General features: G+C 60.0%; 15 protein-coding genes. 3 read left to right on the forward strand and 12 right to left on the reverse strand.

The genetic code is table 11. The annotated features are described in order from the left end of the window. Positions 1-24: 24 nt before the first annotated feature. The 12 genes from AKV04_RS11905 to AKV04_RS11960 all read right to left on the reverse strand — a co-directional run bounded on the left by AKV04_RS11905 (position 25) and on the right by AKV04_RS11960 (position 15,627). Positions 25-663: an alginate O-acetyltransferase AlgF gene (locus tag AKV04_RS11905; RefSeq protein ID WP_054006633.1), complete on the reverse strand. Its 639-nt coding sequence runs from the start codon at positions 661-663 to the stop codon at positions 25-27. Beyond that, entirely contained in the window at positions 660-1,991 is a 1,332-nt protein-coding gene (locus AKV04_RS11910; protein ID WP_054006634.1) for an alginate O-acetyltransferase AlgX-related protein, read from the reverse strand. Before AKV04_RS11910 ends, AKV04_RS11905 begins: the two co-directional genes overlap by 4 nt. Further along, the gene (locus AKV04_RS11915; RefSeq protein ID WP_054006635.1) at positions 1,988-2,809 is read right to left on the reverse strand and encodes a hypothetical protein; all 822 of its coding nucleotides are present in this window, start codon (positions 2,807-2,809) and stop codon (positions 1,988-1,990) included. Before AKV04_RS11915 ends, AKV04_RS11910 begins: the two co-directional genes overlap by 4 nt. Further along, complete coding sequence (locus AKV04_RS11920; protein ID WP_054006636.1) at positions 2,799-3,881, reverse strand: alginate O-acetyltransferase AlgX-related protein; 1,083 nt, start codon at positions 3,879-3,881, stop codon at positions 2,799-2,801. The genes AKV04_RS11915 and AKV04_RS11920 overlap by 11 nt, the downstream gene beginning before the upstream one ends. A 12-nt stretch (positions 3,882-3,893) precedes the next feature. Then, entirely contained in the window at positions 3,894-5,336 is a 1,443-nt protein-coding gene (locus AKV04_RS11925) for an MBOAT family O-acyltransferase (protein WP_054006637.1), read from the reverse strand. Between the two features lie 4 nt (positions 5,337-5,340). After that, positions 5,341-6,846: a right-handed parallel beta-helix repeat-containing protein gene (locus AKV04_RS11930; protein ID WP_054006638.1), complete on the reverse strand. Its 1,506-nt coding sequence runs from the start codon at positions 6,844-6,846 to the stop codon at positions 5,341-5,343. Between the two features lies 1 nt (position 6,847). Further along, positions 6,848-8,320 (reverse strand): mannose-1-phosphate guanylyltransferase, encoded by a 1,473-nt coding sequence (locus AKV04_RS11935; protein WP_054006639.1) that lies wholly within the window; start codon positions 8,318-8,320, stop codon positions 6,848-6,850. Between the two features lie 69 nt (positions 8,321-8,389). Then, on the reverse strand, positions 8,390-9,424 hold the full coding sequence (locus AKV04_RS11940) for an efflux RND transporter periplasmic adaptor subunit (RefSeq protein ID WP_054006640.1): 1,035 nt from the start codon (positions 9,422-9,424) through the stop codon (positions 8,390-8,392). A 20-nt stretch (positions 9,425-9,444) separates the two neighbouring features. After that, a complete protein-coding gene (locus AKV04_RS11945; RefSeq protein ID WP_235815624.1) occupies positions 9,445-10,923 on the reverse strand; it encodes a glycosyltransferase in 1,479 nt (492 codons plus the stop codon). After that, positions 10,923-12,236: a nucleotide sugar dehydrogenase gene (locus AKV04_RS11950; protein ID WP_054006641.1), complete on the reverse strand. Its 1,314-nt coding sequence runs from the start codon at positions 12,234-12,236 to the stop codon at positions 10,923-10,925. Before AKV04_RS11950 ends, AKV04_RS11945 begins: the two co-directional genes overlap by 1 nt. A gap of 263 nt (positions 12,237-12,499) precedes the next feature. Next, positions 12,500-13,183 carry a response regulator transcription factor gene (locus AKV04_RS11955; protein ID WP_054006642.1) on the reverse strand — a complete coding sequence of 228 codons (684 nt, stop codon included), beginning with the start codon at positions 13,181-13,183 and terminating at the stop codon, positions 12,500-12,502. A 368-nt stretch (positions 13,184-13,551) separates the two neighbouring features. Continuing rightward, positions 13,552-15,627: a calcium-binding protein gene (locus AKV04_RS11960; RefSeq protein WP_054006643.1), complete on the reverse strand. Its 2,076-nt coding sequence runs from the start codon at positions 15,625-15,627 to the stop codon at positions 13,552-13,554. A gap of 396 nt (positions 15,628-16,023) precedes the next feature. On the opposite strand from AKV04_RS11960, the gene AKV04_RS11965 reads away from it, so the two are divergent. The 3 genes from AKV04_RS11965 to AKV04_RS11975 are packed head-to-tail and all read left to right on the forward strand — an operon-like array spanning position 16,024 to position 19,780. Continuing rightward, positions 16,024-17,157 carry an OmpA family protein gene (locus tag AKV04_RS11965; protein ID WP_054006644.1) on the forward strand — a complete coding sequence of 378 codons (1,134 nt, stop codon included), beginning with the start codon at positions 16,024-16,026 and terminating at the stop codon, positions 17,155-17,157. Beyond that, the gene (locus tag AKV04_RS11970; RefSeq protein ID WP_054006645.1) at positions 17,158-17,895 is read left to right on the forward strand and encodes a hypothetical protein; all 738 of its coding nucleotides are present in this window, start codon (positions 17,158-17,160) and stop codon (positions 17,893-17,895) included. It abuts the gene before it with no gap. A 1-nt stretch (position 17,896) separates the two neighbouring features. Further along, the gene (locus AKV04_RS11975; protein ID WP_054006646.1) at positions 17,897-19,780 is read left to right on the forward strand and encodes a serine/threonine-protein kinase; all 1,884 of its coding nucleotides are present in this window, start codon (positions 17,897-17,899) and stop codon (positions 19,778-19,780) included. The last annotated feature ends 333 nt before the right edge of the window (positions 19,781-20,113 follow it).

The raw sequence follows: 20,113 nt of genomic DNA on the forward strand, positions 1-20,113 counted from the left end.
CGCGCGGCGGTTGGGCGATTAAGCTTAGTTGGCAAGCGTCGAGTTTGAACCCGCCACGGTGTACTTGCCTGCGGAGCCGCGCAGCACAATCGCCACACCGCCGCGACGTTGCAGATCGACCGCAGGCAAGGAGGCCAGCACTTTGTCGCCGTCACGGACCTCAAAGTCCAAGGTCAGCGGGGCTTTCAACGCCACATTGGCCGCGCCGTTCATCGGCACGCCCGGCAGGGCCACCGCTTTGGCGGCAGGCACATACAAATCAACCTTCGGCAGATCGCTGAGGTTGAAGAAACTGATCACCGCTTGCGCGGGGTTCGAGGTGATGTCTTCCGGCACCAAGGTTTTGGTGCCATCCGCGCCGACGATATAGGAGTAATACTTGCCTGCTTCGACCTTGACCGTGGCGTCATCCACCCCGGTCACCAGTTTGATCTCACCAGGTTTGGCGACAACAACGTAGCCGGAAATCCCGCCATCGAGTTGATCGAAAGTCTTGGTGTCGATCACCGCATTGGTTGGGGCGGCCGCGACCACCCGCACAAAGCTGGCACTGGGGTCGGGCACATCTTCATAGAGCCCGCCATCCTGAGCAAGCCCCGTCGTGGCATACATGCCGCAAAGCCCCGCACATAGGGCAATCAACCAGCTGCTATTCTTCTTCATGACGCGTCTCCTTTGGTATTCGCGCAGAAATTCAGGGTCGTGGAGTCACTGACGGGGCGATCGAAATGCACCGTCACTTTCGTGATATTCGGCATCGTGAAGGCCGACAACCCAAGGTAGAAGTTTCCAGTAGAACGCAACCTCTGACTGCGCTCTATTTTCGAGTGCCGGATTAATCCATCGGCGCCTTCGATGCTAAAATTGGCGATGCGCGGACCTTCGCCGCCGAAATCGGCAAAGATCGCATCATCAGCACCGACTTTGAGGCCTTCCAGCGAGGCCTCCACCGTGTTGGCATCCAGCTTGGTGATAGGCAAAGCGGTGGTGCAGGTATTGCCCGCTGCGGCGATCAGTTCTTCAATCGGCGCAGCACCATATTGCGCTAGGTTGTTGTAAATCGGATTTTCCCAGATCAGGAAGCGTGGGCGCTGTGCCTTGAATTCATCCGAGGTCATATACGAGGTCATCGAGCCGAACTGGTTGCCGCCGGTGATCGCGTAGTTGACGATCTCCAGTTGCGAATATTCCGCCAGAAAGCCCGCGAAATTGTTGATCGGGCTGTCGGAATACGAGGTGCCGACCAGAACCGCAGGCTGCACCTCGCTGGGGGTGGCGAAGATATCCAGGCCGCTCGCTGCCGTATCGGTGCTGGCAACGGCTTCGGTTTTATAGGCCATCGTCTCGGTTGGTGGCAGCGATTTCGCGCAATAGCCTTGCAGGGTGCGGCGCATCCCCGAGAAGGCGACTTCGGGCGCAATCGCGGTAGTGACGAAGGTTTGCTTCGGCAGATCGGCATAAGCCGGGTCGGCCTTGATATGCTCGGCAATCGCTTGTGCGCCCAGCCGCGCGCCTTGCGAGGTCCAGTGGAAGTCGTCGCCGAACAAGGCGCGCTCGCCGCCTTTGTTGTTGCGCAGGGCGGTCATCATATCGGGGGATTCGACACCCGCGGCGTTCAGCCGGGTGATGAAATCGGTGTAGATCGCATTCGCCACTTCGGGCTGAAAGCCATAGTCGGCGGCATGGGCGGGCAGGTATTGCGGCATCACCTGCGACTTTGTCGGAATGGTCACATAGATCAGCGTGGTGCCGTTTTCTTTCAGCACTTTCGCCAGCTGGCCCATCATATGCACGGTGCGTTCGTCCAGCGGATGCTGCATCCGCAGATCAGCGAAGGTGCGGAAGAACACACCGTCTTTGCCTTCAATCGCAGGCAGAACGGTGTTGAACTCATAGGCCGAACAATCGAAGTTTGAGGCGGTTTGCGCCAAGGCGGGCGCGGCTGTTAAGCCCAAGCCGAGTGCCACCGCGAGCCGGAAAGCTGCGTTCATTGGGAAACCTCCGTGGGGTCAGTGGCGTCAAGTCGGGCGAGCAGGGTCTGCGCCATCGCGACTTTGCCGGGTTCATTCGAGGCGATCATCAGCGCCAGTGCCGCGCGGGCGGCGGGCACATCGGGGGCGCTGCCGTCTTGCGGCATGATCGCAGCTTGCGCTAGTTTTTGCGCGGCATTGGCATCGCCTGCCTTGGCGGCCTGCATCAGCCATTTGCGCGACTCGGCGGTGTCTTGGGCAAAAGGTTGGCCAATGGCGTACATATCGGCAAGGCCAAGTGCGGCTGCGGTATTGCCAGAACGCGCCAGCTTGACCAGAGCATCCTTGCTGCTTTTGATCTGTTTGTCGGACAGGGTGACTTCCGGCGATTTCATCAACGCGATCATGCGGCTCATGGCGAATTCGCGGCCCAGATAAGACGCCATCGCATAGTAATGCACGGCAGAGGGCAGCGCGCTGGTTCTGCCGCTTTCTTCCAGCTTGCGGGCGTAATAGAACGCGGCAAGGCCATCACCGGAATCCGCCAGTTCCTGCATTTCGCTGGCGGTCAATTCGTCCTTGGCAATCATACGTTTGTGCAGGGTTTCCAGGCGTGACAACACTGGGGCAACCGGAGGTTTGGCGGCTTTGGCGGCTAAACGCGCAGCCTTCTGCAGCGCCAACCTTTCGGCCAACTTCGCGGCTCTTTCTTCTTTGCTGGGATAGACTTTTGACACCACGGTCGGCGGCACCACACGGTCTTCTGCCTGCACCCGCAACGGAGTCGCCATAAAGCTGGTCAGCAACACGCTGGCGATGATCAGAGATTTAATCTGCACTTGCCAGCTCCTGCCCGATTTTATGGCCGTCCCACAGCTTGGGATCGGTCAAATAGCGCAAAGGCATTTCCCAGATCACCACTTTCGGCGGGGCGTCGCGGAAACTGTCGGAGGCGAGGTATTTGTCCATCGGTTTGACCGGGCCAAGGCCCTGTTCGGCAGCGTTCAGCACGTCTTGGTGCAGATCAAGCTTCAGGGCTTCGGCAAAGCTCCAATGCGGATTGGCGCTGTAAGAGGTGCCGATCAGAACCACATCGACTTGGGCGGCGGCGAAGATGTCGCTGGCGTCAGCGGGGGCGGCGACCAGATAGGGATTGGCGTCTTCACGATCCAGACCCAGCATCGGCGCGATACCTTCGGTGGTGACATAGGACACCAGATCGCCTGCGAATTCGGCTTTGGGTTCTTCGGTGCGGGTCATCTGGGCCGTGCCCAGCGGAATCAGGCCGGATTTTGCCACAGCAGCGGCCACGGTGGCGGCACCGTCGAGCGTCCAATGGGTATCGGTGGCGAAGAAAGCAGGTTTGGTTTTCACCAGCTCCACCAGCGGGGTGCGGGCATCGACGGTTTCGATTTGCGCTGCGTTCAGCTTGGCCAACAGGTCAGCGTAGAAGCCTGCCATTTCGGCGGAGAGTTCCGGCGCTGCGGCCTCGGCGGCTTGCACATCAACCTTGGCGGGCAGCGGCACCACGATCAGCTTGGTGCCGTGGGCGGCGAGCAGATCGCGCACCTCGGCGATTTTGGCGACCGAAGGCGACAGGCTTGCAGGCAGCGGCCGGGTTTCTTCCGAGGTGAACAGCCAGCCATCGCGGCCCACGACGACGCCCTTGCGGCCCTCGCCGATCAGCAGATAGCGGGCCGCACCCATGACGCCGATCGAAGGCTCGCGGTGCGGCATCGCGGTTTTGTACAGCGTGTCAAAGCTGTGGGTGACGGTGCCGCGCAGGGCGGCCACGTCAAACGCCGCCAGCTTGCCGCCGGGTTCTTCATAGACCGCCAGATTGGCGAAGGGGACGTAGCCGAAAAACATCACCGGCAGGAAGTAGCGAGATATCCGATAGAAGCGCTGCATGGCGATCCTCCTTCAGAACTGGAAATACAGGAAGGGCGAGAAGCTCGCCTCGGCCAGTTTCATGATCGCAAGCATGGCGATCAGCGACACAACAGCGACGGGCAGCAGCGAGGTGGCGGCGGTCAGCGTGCCATTGCTGCTGACGCCGATGCCCCCCTGCGGCGCGAAATACATCTCTTTGCCGATGCGGTTGATGTGTGGTTCAGCCGCGCAATAGATCATCGCAATCACCAGCATCACCATGCTTTCGCCGCTGAGCTGGAAAGCCACGTCCATCGGGATGGCAAAGCCGTGCAGGCCGATCATGCCCGCGTAAACATCCATCGCTTGGTGCATGTCGACAGCGCGGAAGGCGACCCAGCCGATCAGCACCAAGAGCAAGGTTTGCACGAGGCCGATGAAGGACGAGCGGTTGGCCCAGCCGGTGGCGCGCTCAATCGCGAGCCAAGCGCCGTGCCAGATGCCCCAAGCGAGGAAGGTGCCATTCGCACCATGCCAGAGGCCACCCAAAACCATCACGATCATCAGGTTGACATAGGTGCGGGTCGGGCCGACGCGGTTGCCGCCCAGCGGGATATAGAGGTAATCGCGCAACCAGACTGACAGTGAGATGTGCCAGCGTCGCCAAAACTCGGTGATCGAGCGGCTGATATAGGGCATGTCGAAGTTCTTGCGGAACCGGAAGCCCATCATCAGGCCAAGGCCCACCGCCATATCGGAATAGCCCGAGAAGTCGAAGTAAAGCTGCATCATATAGGCAACCGAGCCGAGCCATGAGAGGGCTGCGCTTGGGTCAGGCGTGTTGAAGGCGACATCCGCCAAGGGGGCGATTGTATCGGCCAGCAGCACCTTTTTGCCCAAGCCCACGATGAACAGGGCCAAGCCATCGGCAAACAGCACCAGCGAATGGGTGCGGTGCTTGAATTGGTCGGCGAGGTCTTTGAAGCGCAAGATCGGCCCTGCCACCAGCTGTGGGAACAGCGCGATAAAGGCGGCGAAATCGAAGAATTTCAGCGTCGCATCGGCGTCTTTGCGGGTGACATCGACCAGATAGCTGATCGAATGGAACACATAGAACGACACGCCAATCGGCAGGATCAGACGCCAGTGCACGCCCAGACCAGCGGCATCGGTGCCGAACAGTTGCGCGAGGCTGTCGATGAAGAAGTTGAGGTATTTGAACACGCCCAGCACGGCCAGACAGCCCGCCACCCCAATGCCACACCACATTTTCGCGCGCGGGGTGTCGAGGTTTTTGGCGATCAGCAGGCCGATGTAGAAGGTCCACAGGGTTGTGCCGAACAGCAGCAGCAGAAAGTCGAACCGCCACCAGCCATAGAACAGGTAGGACGCGAACAGGATCACCATCGAGCGGCCCTTGGCGGGCGTCAGATAGTAGATGCACAGAAACAGCGGCAGGAATAGAAACAGGAAGGTTTCCGATGAAAAGACCATGAGGTTACTCCTGACTGCACATCGAGGCGAAGTCGGCATCATCTGCCGCAGCGCTCGAAATCTGGAAAACAGCCGCGTGGTCGGTGCGGCCTGAGGTGAGGAATGCGGCCTGATGTTGGGCGAATTCACCGTCGAAAATGCGGGGTAGTTGCGCGCTCAGATCGTTGTCGCGCAGGGTGACAAGGTGCAAAGCCGCGCCGGTCAGACCGATCTGGTTTTGCGCCATCAAGTTGCTGTTCAACTCCATCCGCGCTTTGGTCAACTGCGCGCCAACGGCAATGGCAGAGCCAGCATTGCCGACCAGCGCATTGCCTGCGATTTGGACATATCCGGTTTTAGTCAAGCGCAGGCCGACCGCGCCATTGGCGGCGATGACGTTGTCTTGCACCGAAAGGCAGGAGGCGGTTTTGGCGGTAAGCCCGCTCTGCGCGTTGTCCAGCACTGCATTGCCGCGCAGGGTGATGCCAAAGCTGCCACCATCGACTTGCACGCCATTGCCCTGCCCGCCTAGCACCAGATTGCCCGCGATCAGCATATCTTTCGAGCGCGCGGTGACCCGAAGGCCAGCCCCAGCTTTGGTGTTGTAAATCGTATTGCCCAAGGCCGCGCCTTCGCCGACTTGCGCCAAGATCAGCGCGCCACCGCGCGATGCCAGAAACGCGTTCTGCGTCACCTGCGCGGCTTTGGTGCCGATCAGAGCAACGCCGCCGATATCTTCAAAGCGATTGTCGCGCAGCACCGAGGGGGTGGTCGAGGCGAACAGACCTTGGGTTGAGATCACGAAGCCCGCGAAGGGGCCAAGCTCGGCCATGCCCAAAGCTTGAAACGTATTGGCTTCGGCATAGACTTGGCCTGAGCCTGAGGTCAGCACGAAGGGGCGATACAGCGACTCGGGCGCGTCGGCGGCGACATCGCTGCGCAAAGTAGCCCCGCGCAGGTCAAGTTTGCCGAAGTTCAGAAGGAAGGCGCCCTCTGCCGCCTGCATCTGCAACACATCGCCAGGGTGGATCAGCAAGGTCGCGCCCTGCCAGATCACCAGCGGGCGCGACAGAGTGACAACGCCATCCGCCATTGCAATGCCTGCAATGCCCTGCTGCTCTGCCTCTGTCGCCAAATCTTGAAGGCTGATCACGCCCGCGCTGATGAAGATCCCGGCCTTGCTGTTGTGCTGGGCCTGCTGCACGCGGAGCTGGTTGTTGGTGCCTTCCGAGATCGACAGCTGCGTAAGCGCGATCTGGGTATCCCCTGCCGCAACCTTGGCGGCATCGCCCGAAGGCAGTGTCACATCGGCAAACGCTTGCGGACGGGGCGCAGGTTTCAAACCATAAAGCCCGGCAATCTGCGCCACCGCGTCATAGGCGAAGCCTTGGGGGCTCATCCCGCCGGCGTCTTGCTGCAATCCGGCGATGCCTGCGTGCAAGGCGGCGCTGTCGGCAAGCTTGGGGGCGGCTTGCCCTATGCTTGCGCTGAACAGCACAGCACTCGCCAGATATGCCCAGATGCGGATCATCCTATTGCACCGCCCCGGTCACGGGTTTCAAAGGTCCGGATTTGGTGAACAAGGACGCCACTGCCTTGACGGTCGAGGCCGCCACTTCGGCGACATTTTCGGCGTCATAGGTCATCAAAAGCTGCATCGCCCGCAATTCTTTCGACCCGGTATTGGTCAGGGGCAAAGTCACATCGGCGGGAATGGTGACGCTGTCGCCGCGCGCAACCGCGACCATTTTGCCTTCACGCTCGTAAACGCCGCCGCCGTTGAGGAAGGTCAGCAGGCTGGGGCCGTGGCCGGTGCCGTTAACTTTCAGCGAAGCGCCGGGGGCCACGACCAGCATCCGCATGTCATAGCCATCATCCTTGGCCAGCAACTCGACCTGCCCCCAGTTGGTATCGCGCAAAAGGTGGCTGGAGACTTCAGGGCGGTTCATGCCCTTCAGATGCTCGACCACTTGCTTGACGCTTTGAGCATGGTCGCGGTTCATCACCAGCAGCGCATCGGGGGTATCGACCACGATCATGTCGCGCAGGCCAATCACCGCCACCAAGCGCGAGTCGCTTTGGATCAGCGAGTTTTGCGTATCCAAGGCAATCACGTCGCCGTTGATCACGTTGCCATGCTCATTGCGGGTGGAGATTTTCTGCACCGCATTCCACGCGCCAACATCATCCCATTGAATGTCCCGCGCAGGGGCCAAAGCGACGGCGGTGGAACGTTCAAACACCAGCCGCTCGGTCGGTTCGGATTTGGCTTTGACGAAAGAGGTTTCCTCAAGATGCAACGCGCCGTTGATCAGCTTGCCCGCACTGACAGCGGCGGAGACGGCGTAGAAGGTTTCCGGCTCGAACCGGTGGAATTCTTCGATCAGTACATCGGCGCGGAACAGGCTGATCCCGGAAGCCCAATAGGAATAGCCACCGGAAATCAACGCCTGTGCACGCTCATAGGGTGGCTTTTCGATGAAGGTTTCGACCCGATGCAGTCCGGGATAGTTGGTATAGCCGCCGCCATCGACGATATAGCCGTAGCCGATTTCGGGGTAAGCTGGGGGGACCCCGAACAGCACGATGCGGCCATTGTCGGCGGCTTGTTGCATGGCGACCACGGTGGCGTTCAGATCACCGGTGATGATGTGATCCGAAGGCAGCACCAGAAGCTGCGCCTCCGGGTCTTCGGCGATCACCGACAGCGCCGCAGCCAGCACGGCGGGGCCGGTGTTGCGGCCCATCGGTTCAGCAATCACCGTTCCGGTCAGTTGCAAATCGCGCATCTGACGCGCGACCAGCTGGGTTTGGCCCGCGCTGGTCACGATGATCGGTGACTTATACACGCCGCCGCGGTGACGCTGCAGGGTGGTCTGAAAATAGCTCAGACTGCCCTTGCCTTGCACCGGCTGAAACTGCTTCGGCTGCTCGACTCGGGACATCGGCCAGAGCCGCGATCCCATGCCACCGCACAGAACCAAGGGGTAAATCGACGTTTTCATTGCGCGCTCCGCTGGGTCATTGCCCGAAGGAAAAATCTGAAAGAGGTGGTAACGGGGGAAGTGCTCGACTTAGAACCAAGGTTTCTTGATGATGGTCAGCTTGGCCAGTTGGCCCAACTGCTCGGCTTGCAAAGGAGAGGCCGGGATCAACCGCACCGGCAGGCCCGCATCGGTGGCTTCGGCCCGCAGGCTGGCAGGATCGACGGTGGCGTTGATCGTGCTGCCGTCGCCGAACTGCACCTTGACGTGATCGGCAAACGCCAGCGTCAGCACATCAGCGGCGGGCACGGTTGCGGTCAGCACCATCGGCGCATCGGCGGCATGAACGTTCAGCATCGGCTCGCCCGCGCTGACGGTGGCCCCGACCGTTGCGGCCAAGGCGGTTGCTTTGCAGTCGCAGGGCATCGCAATCGACAGCATCTCGCCCGAGGTGGCGCGGATGGTGAAGGCGACTTCGCCCTTGGCGGCGGCAAGGTTGACGTAATCGACTTGGCCCGCAGAGATCGCGGTCAGCGTCATGCCGTCTTGCACAGCCAGACCGGGGGCGGCGAGCGGCAGGGTGAAGATGCGGTTATAGGCCAAGGTGCCGACCGCTGCGACCAAAGCCAGAGTGGCGAATGCCAGCCCAGCGCTGCCCAAGACCCGGCTAAACGTCAGGCGCTTTGCGATCATGGCCGCCGCGCGGTTGGCGGGGGACGGAATCGAGGGCGCAACGCCGATCACCTCACCCAAGGCGACCAGATCGCCCGCGATGTAAGAATTGATCAGATGGCGCAGCTGCGGCAGATGCTCGCCTGCAGGATCGACGAAATTAACGGTGGCGTGACCGTTTCCACGATCCAAGGACTGCACTTGCCCCAGCACCTCCAGCGTGACGCTGAAGCCTTTGAACGGGAACATGAAGCGCATCAGGCGGGTGGCGCCATCCAAGGCAGGATCCATCAGCCCGGTGATTTCGGCGGCGACCAGCGACAGACGTTCGCCCTTGAACTGCCGCCCGTCGATGCCGACGACGAAGGGAATATCCAGCAAAGGATGCTCGCCCTGCACGGGCAGATTGGGCAGGTGGCCGATGGTTTGGCTCTCAGCGGTGTTGGTGTCCATTTTCGTATTCCTTCGCGAATTCAGACAATGCCAGACAGAAGAACCACACCCAAAGTCAGCCATCCAAGGGCGAGGGAGTGGGAGAATGTTGAAGACCAGCCTTGCAGGCGTTGGCCGAACGGCAGGGTAATGGCGCGGGCTTTGCGGGCGGATTGCCGCGTCCAGCGTTGGCGATCGAGGCGGAACAGCACGAAGCTTTTGACGGCCGCTCCAGTGATCTGGCTGAAGTACAGCAAGAACGGATAGGTGATCGGGAAGGCCTGCATCCGCACCGTCGCCAAGATCCAGCAGTAGGTGTAGCGGGTGAACATGATCCAAGCGATGTAGACCGGGAGTGCGAGCGGCTCAATGAACACCGCGCCAAACAGCACCGAGATCGGGCCTGCGAGGGTGGTCCAGATGCCGACGCGCTGATCAAGGATCGACCACCAGGTGAACCAGCCGATGCTGTTGGGGGATAGCGACAGTGCCCGGCCATTGGTACGCAGCATGTTGCCGAACCAGCGCACCATCAGCGTCAGGGCGGAATCGACAAAACCGGGACGCGGTTGGCTTTCCATCGACAGCGAAGCCACGTCGGGCAGGTAGCCCATCTTGTAGCCGTTCTTCAGCAGCCAGAACCAAGTGGATTTGTCGTCTCCGGTCAGGAAGTTCACCCGGCCAAGCCGCCAATGGTCGATAAAGTCGCTTTGCACCTGATTGATAAAGCCTGCGTTGGTGGCCAGATCAGCGCGCACAACGCTCATCCGCCCGGTCAGGGTCAGCACGCGGTCGGACAGACCCATCGACGACATCATCACCTGACGCTGGTTAAAGCGCAGCATGAACCAATCGCGGAACAGCGGCATGTCGGTGGCGCGAATCTCGACTTCTTCATCCGTCGTCACAGCCCCCATATCGGGATTGGTGAAGAAAGGTGCTGTGGCGGCGACGATGTCTTCCGGCACGCAGCTGTCGCCATCGACGAACAACACGATATCGCGGCGGGTTGGGGCCTCGCCTGCAATCAGGCGCAGCGAACGCGCCAAAGCATCGCGCTTGCCCGTGCCTGCGATCTGATCGACCATCAGCCGGGTGTTTGAAGTATCTACCGCCATCCGATCAAAGATGTTGCGGATCAGGCGGGCGTCGGCGGTATCGACCACCGAACACACCACGGTCGCCCCACCCGCCGAGGCAGCCGCCGCCCGGAACAGGGATTGATACACCCGCGTGGTGACTTCGGGTTCGATCTTGTAGCTGGTCACCAGAAAATACGCATGGGCGGGCGTGGGCAAAGCAGCGTATGCCGCCATCGCCCGCGCCTTGCGCTGAGGATAGACCCATTTCAGGAACAGCGCTGCCCGTCCGAAGTTGATCGCGGCCCAAGTGTAGCGCCAGAGGCCAATCACCCCGACCACCACCAAAGCGCTGCCCACATCGCCCATCGCATGGAACGGCAGGCTCAGGCCAAGCCCAACCATCACAGCGATAAAGGCGATATGTCCTAGCATCATCATTACCAGCAAATACCCTGATAGGTGCCGCCCGAGCGTTTGCCCGCCTTAATCCGCGTCAGGTCGATCACCGGGTGCGTGGAGGCGTTCAACTCCTCCAGCGTGTCGTCGTATTTGTTGCCGACCAAAACGATGTCCGACTTCGCCAGCAGTTCCTTAATCGTCGGCACCAAACGGTCCTTCAGATCAATGTTGTAATCGTTGCCACGGCCAGCAGCGCTCATGTCATTGGCGTAGGCTTCATGCACGAAGGGGTCATAGACGTTCAGCGTCATGCCTTGGTCGATTAGACGGGCGGCGAGTTCGGCCAAGGGGCTTTCGCGCATATCATCGGTGCCGGGCTTGAAGCTGATGCCGACGAGGCCAACCGAAGTAGACCCCGACGCCATCACCATCGCTTCGGCGCGGTTGATCTGTTCGGCATTGGCGACCAGTACCGCATCGAGTAGCGGCGAGGCGACGTTGATGTCCGAGGCAATCGAACGCAAAGCCCGCACATCTTTCGGCAGGCACGAGCCGCCAAAGGCAAAGCCGGGGCGCATGAAGTATGGGCTCATCGACACCTTGTGGTCCGAGCACAGGATCTTCATCACGGCCTGACCATCGAGGCCACAAGCCTTGGCGATATTGCCGATCTCGTTCGCAAACGTGACCTTCACGGCGCGCCATGCGTTGGAGGTGTATTTGATCATCTCAGCCGAGCGCACATCGACGACGTTCACATCGCAGGGCAGGTCTTTGTTCAGCATGGTCAGGAAATCGGCGGTTTTCTTTTCCAGCGCACCAAACACGATCAGGCCGGGATCGTAGTAATCCTGAATGGCGGTGCTTTCGCGCAGGAACTCGGGGTAGTAGCCAACGCCAAAACCAACGCCCGCTTCCATGCCCGAGTATTCTTCAAGGATCGGGATGCAGACCTTCTCCATCGTGCCGGGCACAATGGTGGAACGCACGATGACCGAATGGAAACCGTCTTTGCCCGGCAGTGCCGAAGCAATCGCCCGGCAGCAGCTTTCGACATATTTCAACCCGATCGAGCCGTCCTCAGCCGAAGGCGTGCCGACGCAAACAAACGACGCATCCGCGGCGCGCACGGCGGCGGCAGCGTCCAAGGTCGCGGTCAGCTTACCAGCGGCGAAAACCTCGGCGATCAGCTCTGGCAGACCGTGTTCAACGATGGGCGAAAGCCCCGCATTGATCGAGGCGACTTTGCCCGGATCCACATCCACCGCGATCACCTCGTGACCGTCTTTCGCCAGACAAGCTGCCGATACCACGCCCACATATCCGATCCCGAATACGACAATTTTGGCCATCTCAATCGTCCTTCTGAAGCGCCTTTTCTGCGGCGAAAATGCGGCAGTGCAGCATTGACGACACATTAAGGATGGCGAAAGAGATTTGGAAAGTCAGGCTAAACCCTTATTTTGTAGGTAATTTTTACCAAATGCCTTACGTTTTTAGGTCTAGTGTAGGGAAAAACCGAAAAGTTTATGCTGCAATGCAGAAACAGTAACGACAAGCACAACGCATCCTTTCAGATGCGCTGTGCGACACGTTTTCCCCCGTTTTTGAATTATCAGCCGAAGCGTTCTTCCGATTGAACCCAACCATTACGAATCGCATATTCAACGATGGCGCGGCGTCCTTGCAGGTTAAGTTTGCTGCTACCGCGCGCCTTGTAGGTTTCGATGGTTTTCGATGACAGCTCTAGCTCCAGCCCGATCTCTTTCAGGCTTTTGCCGAAGGCCACCGATTTCAGGACATAGATCTCGCGTTCAGTCAGCTCACGCGGACGGGACACTGATGTTGTGGATTGCGCCGTCTCAAACAGATTCGCGAAGGTGGGGTCGATACAGGTCGCCCCGCCATGAACCGCCGAGATCGCCTGCTCAAGCTGCTCCAGCCCAATTGTGCGCGGCAGCACACCGCGAAACCCTGCGGCAAGGCATGATCTTGCCAAGGTCATCGACAGATCATTGGTGTAGCTGATCAAGCTGCGGGTGCCGAACCGCTCTCGCAGCCTCTGCACCAGCTTGGAAGGAATGAGGTCAAGTTGCGCCGGATCGAGCAAGACAATATCGATTTGCGGCCCGGTCTGATCTTTGGCGTGATGATCCTGAAACGTCTCAAGCACATCGGAGGGCGCGCGTGCAACAGCTTGAATCTCGGACTTTTTTTCTAGCAATGCGCATAAGCCCATTGCAAACATAGGGTCTTTGTCGATGACTACCATCGAAATCGCTTGGTCTGCAGCGGGCATTCTAGACGATCCTTCGGGGTAGGCTTGCGCAGAACAACGCGCAGTCAGGCGTTTGGTTGCTGCGAAAACAGTAAACGTTAACCGGCTCCCCCCGATTGAAACAATGTCACCTCTTCAAATCACAGTTGTACAATATGCCGAAGCTTCGTAACGGCACAATAACGCCAAGCAGTATGGTGGTCGCATCAAGCGCAATTTCGCCGAGGCTGACGTCAAATTTGGCAAAAATTCGGGTGGCTGCCTAGTTCGGCAGCCACCCGGAATCTGTGTTGAAGGGAATTTCCCTACATGTTTGCGGGGATAATCTCGGGGCACCTGACGATTGCCCCGACGACTCCCGGCGTATCTTGCGGGTAAAAGCCGTAAAATTACTGCAAAAGGTAGTCTCGCAGGTCTGTCGCATCGACATTGGCCACGGTCAGGGAATCGCCGAGGTCGGATGTCAGGGTCAGATAGCTCACACCACTGCGCATCTGGGTGGAAATCGCGAAATCATCGGCGGTCGACGCTGAGCCATCCAGCCAATGCGTCAGCGAATCCGCAAGATCGGCCTCGGCAAAGCCGAAGAACACCAGCGCGTCATGCTCGGCGATGCTGAAATCGCGCACTGTGTTGATGCCGTTGCTGGCGATGAACACATCCGAGCCCGCGCCGCCGATCAGCGTGTTCTTGTCCGCGCCGCCGTTCAGCGTATCGCTGCCCAAGCCGCCAGACAGCGCATCGTTGCCTACGCCGCCGTTCAGCAGATCATTGCCCGCATAGCCATGCAGGTAGTCGTCGCCCGCTTCGCCGAAGATGATGTTGCTGCCAGCGTTGCCGATCACGCGGTTGCCATGGGCGTTGCCGAGAAAATCGAGGTCAGCCCGGCCAGTCATCCGCACGTCATGCACCGAGGAATCCGCCGTGCTATCGCTGGACACATCCACAGTGGCCGGAGTTGAGCCCGCCGCTGCTGTAGGTGCCGAAACCACGGTCAACTGCTTGCTGGTGACGGATTTGACCCCGTCGATGAACTGAAACTCCTCGATGCCCGAGATAAAGGTATGGCCCAGCGCGCTGAGTACAACGCTTTGTCCGCCGATCGTCGTCACCAGAACCTGCGAGCTGTGCAGCCCGATCACCAACCGATCAACACCCTGCCCGCCGATGATGGTGTCTTCCCCGGCTGAGGCCAGCACCAGATCCGAGCCGGTGCCCATATCAATCCAGTCGTTGCCCGCGCCGCCCTGCACACTGTCATTGCCTGATAATGTACTGATATGCGCCCCGGTATCGACCGCCACCACCATATCAGCCCGCACGGTTGCCACGACATTCTCAAACTTGATCACATTGGCATTGGGATCGGTCGGCGCGCCATAGGTGGTGCCGGAGTTGAAAAAGCTGACTGAACCCATGTAGCTTTGCTCGGCTGTTGTGCGGATCGAGTTATGCACGATCACCGTATTGCCATGGTCCAACCCGCCATGAAAGTTAATGTCTCGGTTGGTGAAATCCACTTCGATGGTGTTGTTCGCCGCCGAAGTATAGCTGGCGAACAGCACGGCATGGCGAGTATCCACCGCTTGGAGATGGGTGAAGGTGCTGTCGTAAACGTCGCGGATCCAAAAGCCATAGCCGTTGCCGCCGTCGCCTTTGTTCTGCGCGCCGGTCACCGTCACATCATCCACCACCGCGTCAATCGAGCGACCCAGCACCAAGCCGTTCGAGCCCGGATTCACAATATCGACATGCTCGATCACCGTGCGCACCGAGCTGTTGACCAGCACCATCATGCCGCCATCTTCGGCTTTGTTGATATTATTGAAGTTGCTGGGGTCCGCCGTGCCGTAGGCGCCTTGGAAGGTCAGGTTGCGTACGGTCACATCCTCGACCGTATCCGCCACCGCCACGGTTGTGGTTGCGGCATCAAACGCGAAGGGCAGCGGGCGGTCCAGCAAGACGGTGTTGCCATTCACCGCAGTGACGGTGACCATCGCTGTGCGCAAAGGCTTGTCCTGCTGCCACTGGGTATCGCCGATTTCGGCGAACAGGGCGGCGTCATTCGGGCGTTCAATCCACAGCACGTCGCCGACTTTCAGGCCAGTGCTGCTGGTCAGATGCAGATAGGTTGCGCCAAGATTGACACCCTCGCTCAGATGCGTGGCGTTGGTTTCGGTCTCGCGAAACAAAGCCGAACCGATTTGCAGCGCGGGCGCCCCGGCCAGCGCTTTATCGGCGATGATGGTGACGTTGCCCTGCCCTTCCAGCGTGATGCCATCCTTGTTCAACACCACAGTTTTGTTGAAGGTGTAGGTGCCTTGCTGCAGCACAATATGCGTGCCTGCAACTGCGGAGTTGATTGCGGCTTGAATCGTGGCAGCCGAGCTTCCGGCAGCTATGGTGATCACCGGAGCCGAGGTGGAAGGCGCTGCAGTAGAAGCGCTGAAGAGGGCAGCAGACATGACACACCTTTAGGTTGTTTAAGCAGATGACCCTTATTTGGCTGCGAGTCAAATCGGGCAGTAATGTGTTTGGGGTGCGGCAGCTCTGCGCCGCGCCGGGTCTTGGGGGGTTTGCCTGACAAAACCTGTCAATTTTCGCCCCTCTGATTATCGCCAGATTGGCAACAATATTGGAGGGTTGTTTCTAAAAATCTATATATTCAGTAAACTTACTGCACAGCAGCCCTGGATTTTGCTTCAGGCCAGGGGCCGATTCGCTGCCACCGAGACGATGCCGCCGGCCTTGCGTGGTGGATGGGCTTCCGATACGCTGAACGAATAGGATTTTTTGACCTGTTGCCGTCTTAATCGCCGCCAGACTGCCCCGTACCCCATTGCGATTCAGGAGCATTTTCGATGATCGGCTTGTTTGACGCTTTGATCCGTATGCGGCTGAGTCTGGCGCTGATCGCGCTCTTGGCCCCACTGCCGCTATCCGCACAGGACGCCAGCTTTGCGCCCGGCTGGCAAATTGACGCGCAAAGTTCGCAGCTGCGGTTTCAGTCAGTGAAGAACGTCACCAAAGTTGAATCCAGCACCTTTGCCGCGTTCTCTGGCGGGCTGGCGGCGGATGGCACGTTGTCGCTGCATGTGTTTCTGGATTCGGTCGACACCAAGATTGACCTGCGCAATGTGCGGATGCGGTTCCTGCTGTTTGAAACCTTCCGCTTCCCCGAGGCAGTGATCACCGCCAAGATCAATGCCGCTGATCTCGCCGATCTGCCCACGCTGCGGCGCAAAACCATTCACCTCGTCTATACGCTCGATCTGCATGGTGTGAAGAAAGAGCTTGAGACGGATGTGGCAGTGACCATGGTGCAAGATGATACCGTGGTGGTATCCTCGACCGTGCCCGTTGTGATTGCTACCGATGATTTCGGTCTGGCCGATGGCGTGCAAAAGCTGCAAGAAGCGGCGAATGTGGTGATCATCCCTTCGGGCACCATCAGTTTTGATCTGACCTTAAAGCGCAACGGCGGGGCGGTGACGCCTGCGGCCCCGGCCCCGGCAGAAGCTGCCCCCGTCCCCGATGCGCCTGTCGTGGCCGCAACACCGGAAGCGCCTGCCGCAGAGACAGCCACCCCTGCGGTTGTTGCCCAAGAACCTGCCGGCGATCTGGATCTTGAGGCCTGTAAGGGTCGCTTTGAGATTCTGTCGCGCAGCGGCAATATCAATTTCCATTCTGGTTCTGCCCGTCTGCAAGCCGATAGCGCGCCTTTGCTGGATAGCGTCGCCGATATTATCGCGCGCTGCCCCGGCTTGAAGATTGAGGTGTCCGGCCACACCGATGCCGATGGCTCGCCCGCCGCGAACCAATATCTGTCACAGCAGCGCGCCAAAGCCGTGGTGCGCTATCTGGTGAAGAAGGGCCTTACCGCCGACCGCTTCACTGCGACAGGTTATGGTGAGGACAAGCCGATCTTCGACAACGACACACCCGAACATAAAACGCGCAACCGCCGGATCGAATTCGCTTTGGTGCAGCAATAGATGCGATTTAGCGGCGAAGTATACGCGCTGGCTTTGGTGCTGGCTTTCTTTGGGCCACCGATGCAGGCGCAAACCGATGAGGCCGCCGCGTGGCAGGCAGCCCTTGCGTCTCAGGACATTGGCCTGCTGCAAAGCTTCGTGAAAGATCACCCGCAAAGCCCGCATCTGGCCGAGGCGAACGCCCTGCTGACGCAAAATATCACTGCCGCGCGCGGGCTAGGTCTGATGCCGATTGAGGCGGTGGACGGCTATGTTGTGCAACATGATCTGATCATCGCCGCGCAAGCCTCGAAATCCGCTGCCGATTATCAGGCCTATCTCACCGCCTATCCGCAGGGCCTGTTCGCGCCCCTCGCGCAAAGCGAGTTGGCGCTGCTGGCGCTAAATCCCCCAGTTGATCCCGCGCCCGTCGCCACGACCGACCCTGCCCCTGTGGCCGACCTGACCGGACTGACTTTCACGACACCCTTTCCGGTGGGCGAGCATGTCAAAGGCCAGTCGATTGCCGATCTAATTGCCACCGGTTCACCCCAATTTGCCCCGATTGAGGGCCTGCCAGAAGAAGCGTGGCGCGACAAATCCTGTGCCAACTGCCACGCTTGGACCGAAACCAGCCTGTGCGATCAAGCCAAGACATACACAAAACCCGAAGCGGCCGAGGCTTTGGCCAAGCCGCATCCCTTGGGCGAAACTTTCAAAATCGGCCTGAAGGAATGGGCTTTGGGCGGGTGTAAGTAGCATGGCACAGACCCCCACTGATCCCGGCACCACCCCGCGTGCGCCAGAGCGTGCGACCACCGTCTCGGGCGGCACCAGAATCATCGGCACCTATGAGATCGACAAGCTGATCAGCGCGGGCGGCATGGGCGAGGTGTATCGCGGCCATAACATCCACAATGGTGAGCCTGTGGCGATCAAGATCGTGCTGCCGAGCCTCGCGCATGACCCAAAAATCGTCGCGCTGTTCCAGAAGGAAAGCACGACACTCTCGCGGCTCAGCCACGAAGCCATCGTGCGCTATCATGTGTTCACCAATGATCCAGTGATCGGGCGGCCCTGCCTGGTGATGGAATTTGTCTCAGGCACCCCGGTGTCGGAACGGATTGAAACCGGGCCGATGCCGCCGGACGAGGTCAAGGTGATGCTGCGCCGCGTCGCTTCGGGGCTAGAGAAGGCCCATCGTGCAGGCGTGGTGCATCGCGACATGTCGCCCGACAATATCATCCTTGAGGAAGGCATGGTGGAACATGCCAAGCTGATCGACTTTGGCATCGCGAAATCCTCGGCGCTTGGCGCGGGGACTTTGTTACAAGGCCAGTTCGCGGGCAAATTCAACTGGGTCGCGCCGGAACAGCTCGGTGCATTTGGCGGCCATGTTGATGGACGCTCGGATATCTACTCGCTGGCCTTGGTGACGGCGGCGGCCAGCAAGGGGGCTGTGCTGCCGATGGGCGATTCCATCGTCGATGCCGTCGGCAAGCGCGCAGCTGTGCCGGACTTGACGGGGGTGGATGCCGGGCTGGTGCCGCTGCTCGGCTGGATGCTGTCGCCAGACCCTGCCGCGCGGCCCGCGACGATGGCACAGGTGATCGCGGCGCTGGACAATCCCACGCTGATCCCGATGCTGCCGGACCCGAACAAAACCCAGATTGGCGGTCCGCTGCCGCATGTCGCCGCGTCTGAGACGCAAGACGCCAGCCCCTTCGGCACTGCGGCCTCCCCCGCGTCGTCAAGGATTGAGGCCGCTGCACCCGCGAAGACATCGCTGATCCTGCCAATCGCGATTGCGGTGATGCTGGCCACCAGCGCCGTGGCCTATTTCTCGGGGGCCTTTACCCCGAAACCCGTGCATATCACAGCAGCGCCCGCACCCAGCGCGGCCCCCACTCCAAAACCGGAGCCCGCCGCGCAACCCGCGCCCGTCGAACCTGCCCCGGCTGCCCCTGCGCCGCTGGCCGCCGCCACCCTGACAGACCTGCTGACCCAATCGCAAGACTGTGGCCCGCTCGGCCTCAGCAACCCACCCGCTGCGGGCTATGCCGAGGCCGATCTCGTGCAAATCAGCGGCCGTATCACCTCTGTCGCCGCAGCGACCGCGCTGAAAACCAGCCTTGTCGCCCTGATCGGCAAGCGCCCGCTGGAGCTGTCGCTGGAGCCGTTGAACCCCTCGATCTGCTCCGTGCTGAATGTTCTGCCGCCGCTGGCGTCGGGTGGCGTTGCGGTGTCGCTGGGCTACGGCGACACCGCCGATCCGAACGCGGAGGGGCATTATGTGACCGGGCAGAACCCGGTGATCGATCTGACGGTGCCGCAGGGCGCGGGGTATCTTTCGGTCACGGTCTTAGATGGATCGGGGCAGGTGCTGCAGCTTTTGCCGGGCAGTGCGCAGCCCGATCCGGGCAAGTTCCGCGTGGCGTTTCCGGTGGTAGAGGCTGGGATTGGGCGGCCTGCGCTGGTGGTCAATCCGGCGGGACTGGGGCTGGCGATGATTTTGGTGCTGCGCTCGGAAGCGGCGCTGGAGGCGGGGCCGGTGATTGAGCCGGTGGGCGCCTTTGTGGAGCGGTTGAAGCGGACGAAGCTGATGTCGATGGATCAGCGGCTGCTGAATTTGACCGCACCTTGAGGATGGGTTGGGAGGTGGTCCCAACTCGGGACCAAAAATTTTCACTTCAATTCAATGCCATAAGGTAGATGTTTTTACACTTTCTTAAGGTTTGCACCCGAATCCACGCGCTTTTCTGACCTGCTAACAGGGGCCGTCCGCAGCGGCATCGAGCCGCTTTGAACGGCGTTGCCAGATCCATGCGGCCCGGCACGCATCATCCTACCGTGGCAACGCCGTCGGAGGGGGCTCGATGCCCCCGAGGACGGCACTTGGGTTCAAGCTACAGCCTTGGGTGGAATCGAATCATATTTTCCTGTGGATAAGTTTGCACTTACTCAACAGCCGAACCCT

The organism is Cypionkella psychrotolerans (assembly GCF_001294535.1).
Taxonomy (GTDB): domain Bacteria; phylum Pseudomonadota; class Alphaproteobacteria; order Rhodobacterales; family Rhodobacteraceae; genus Cypionkella; species Cypionkella psychrotolerans.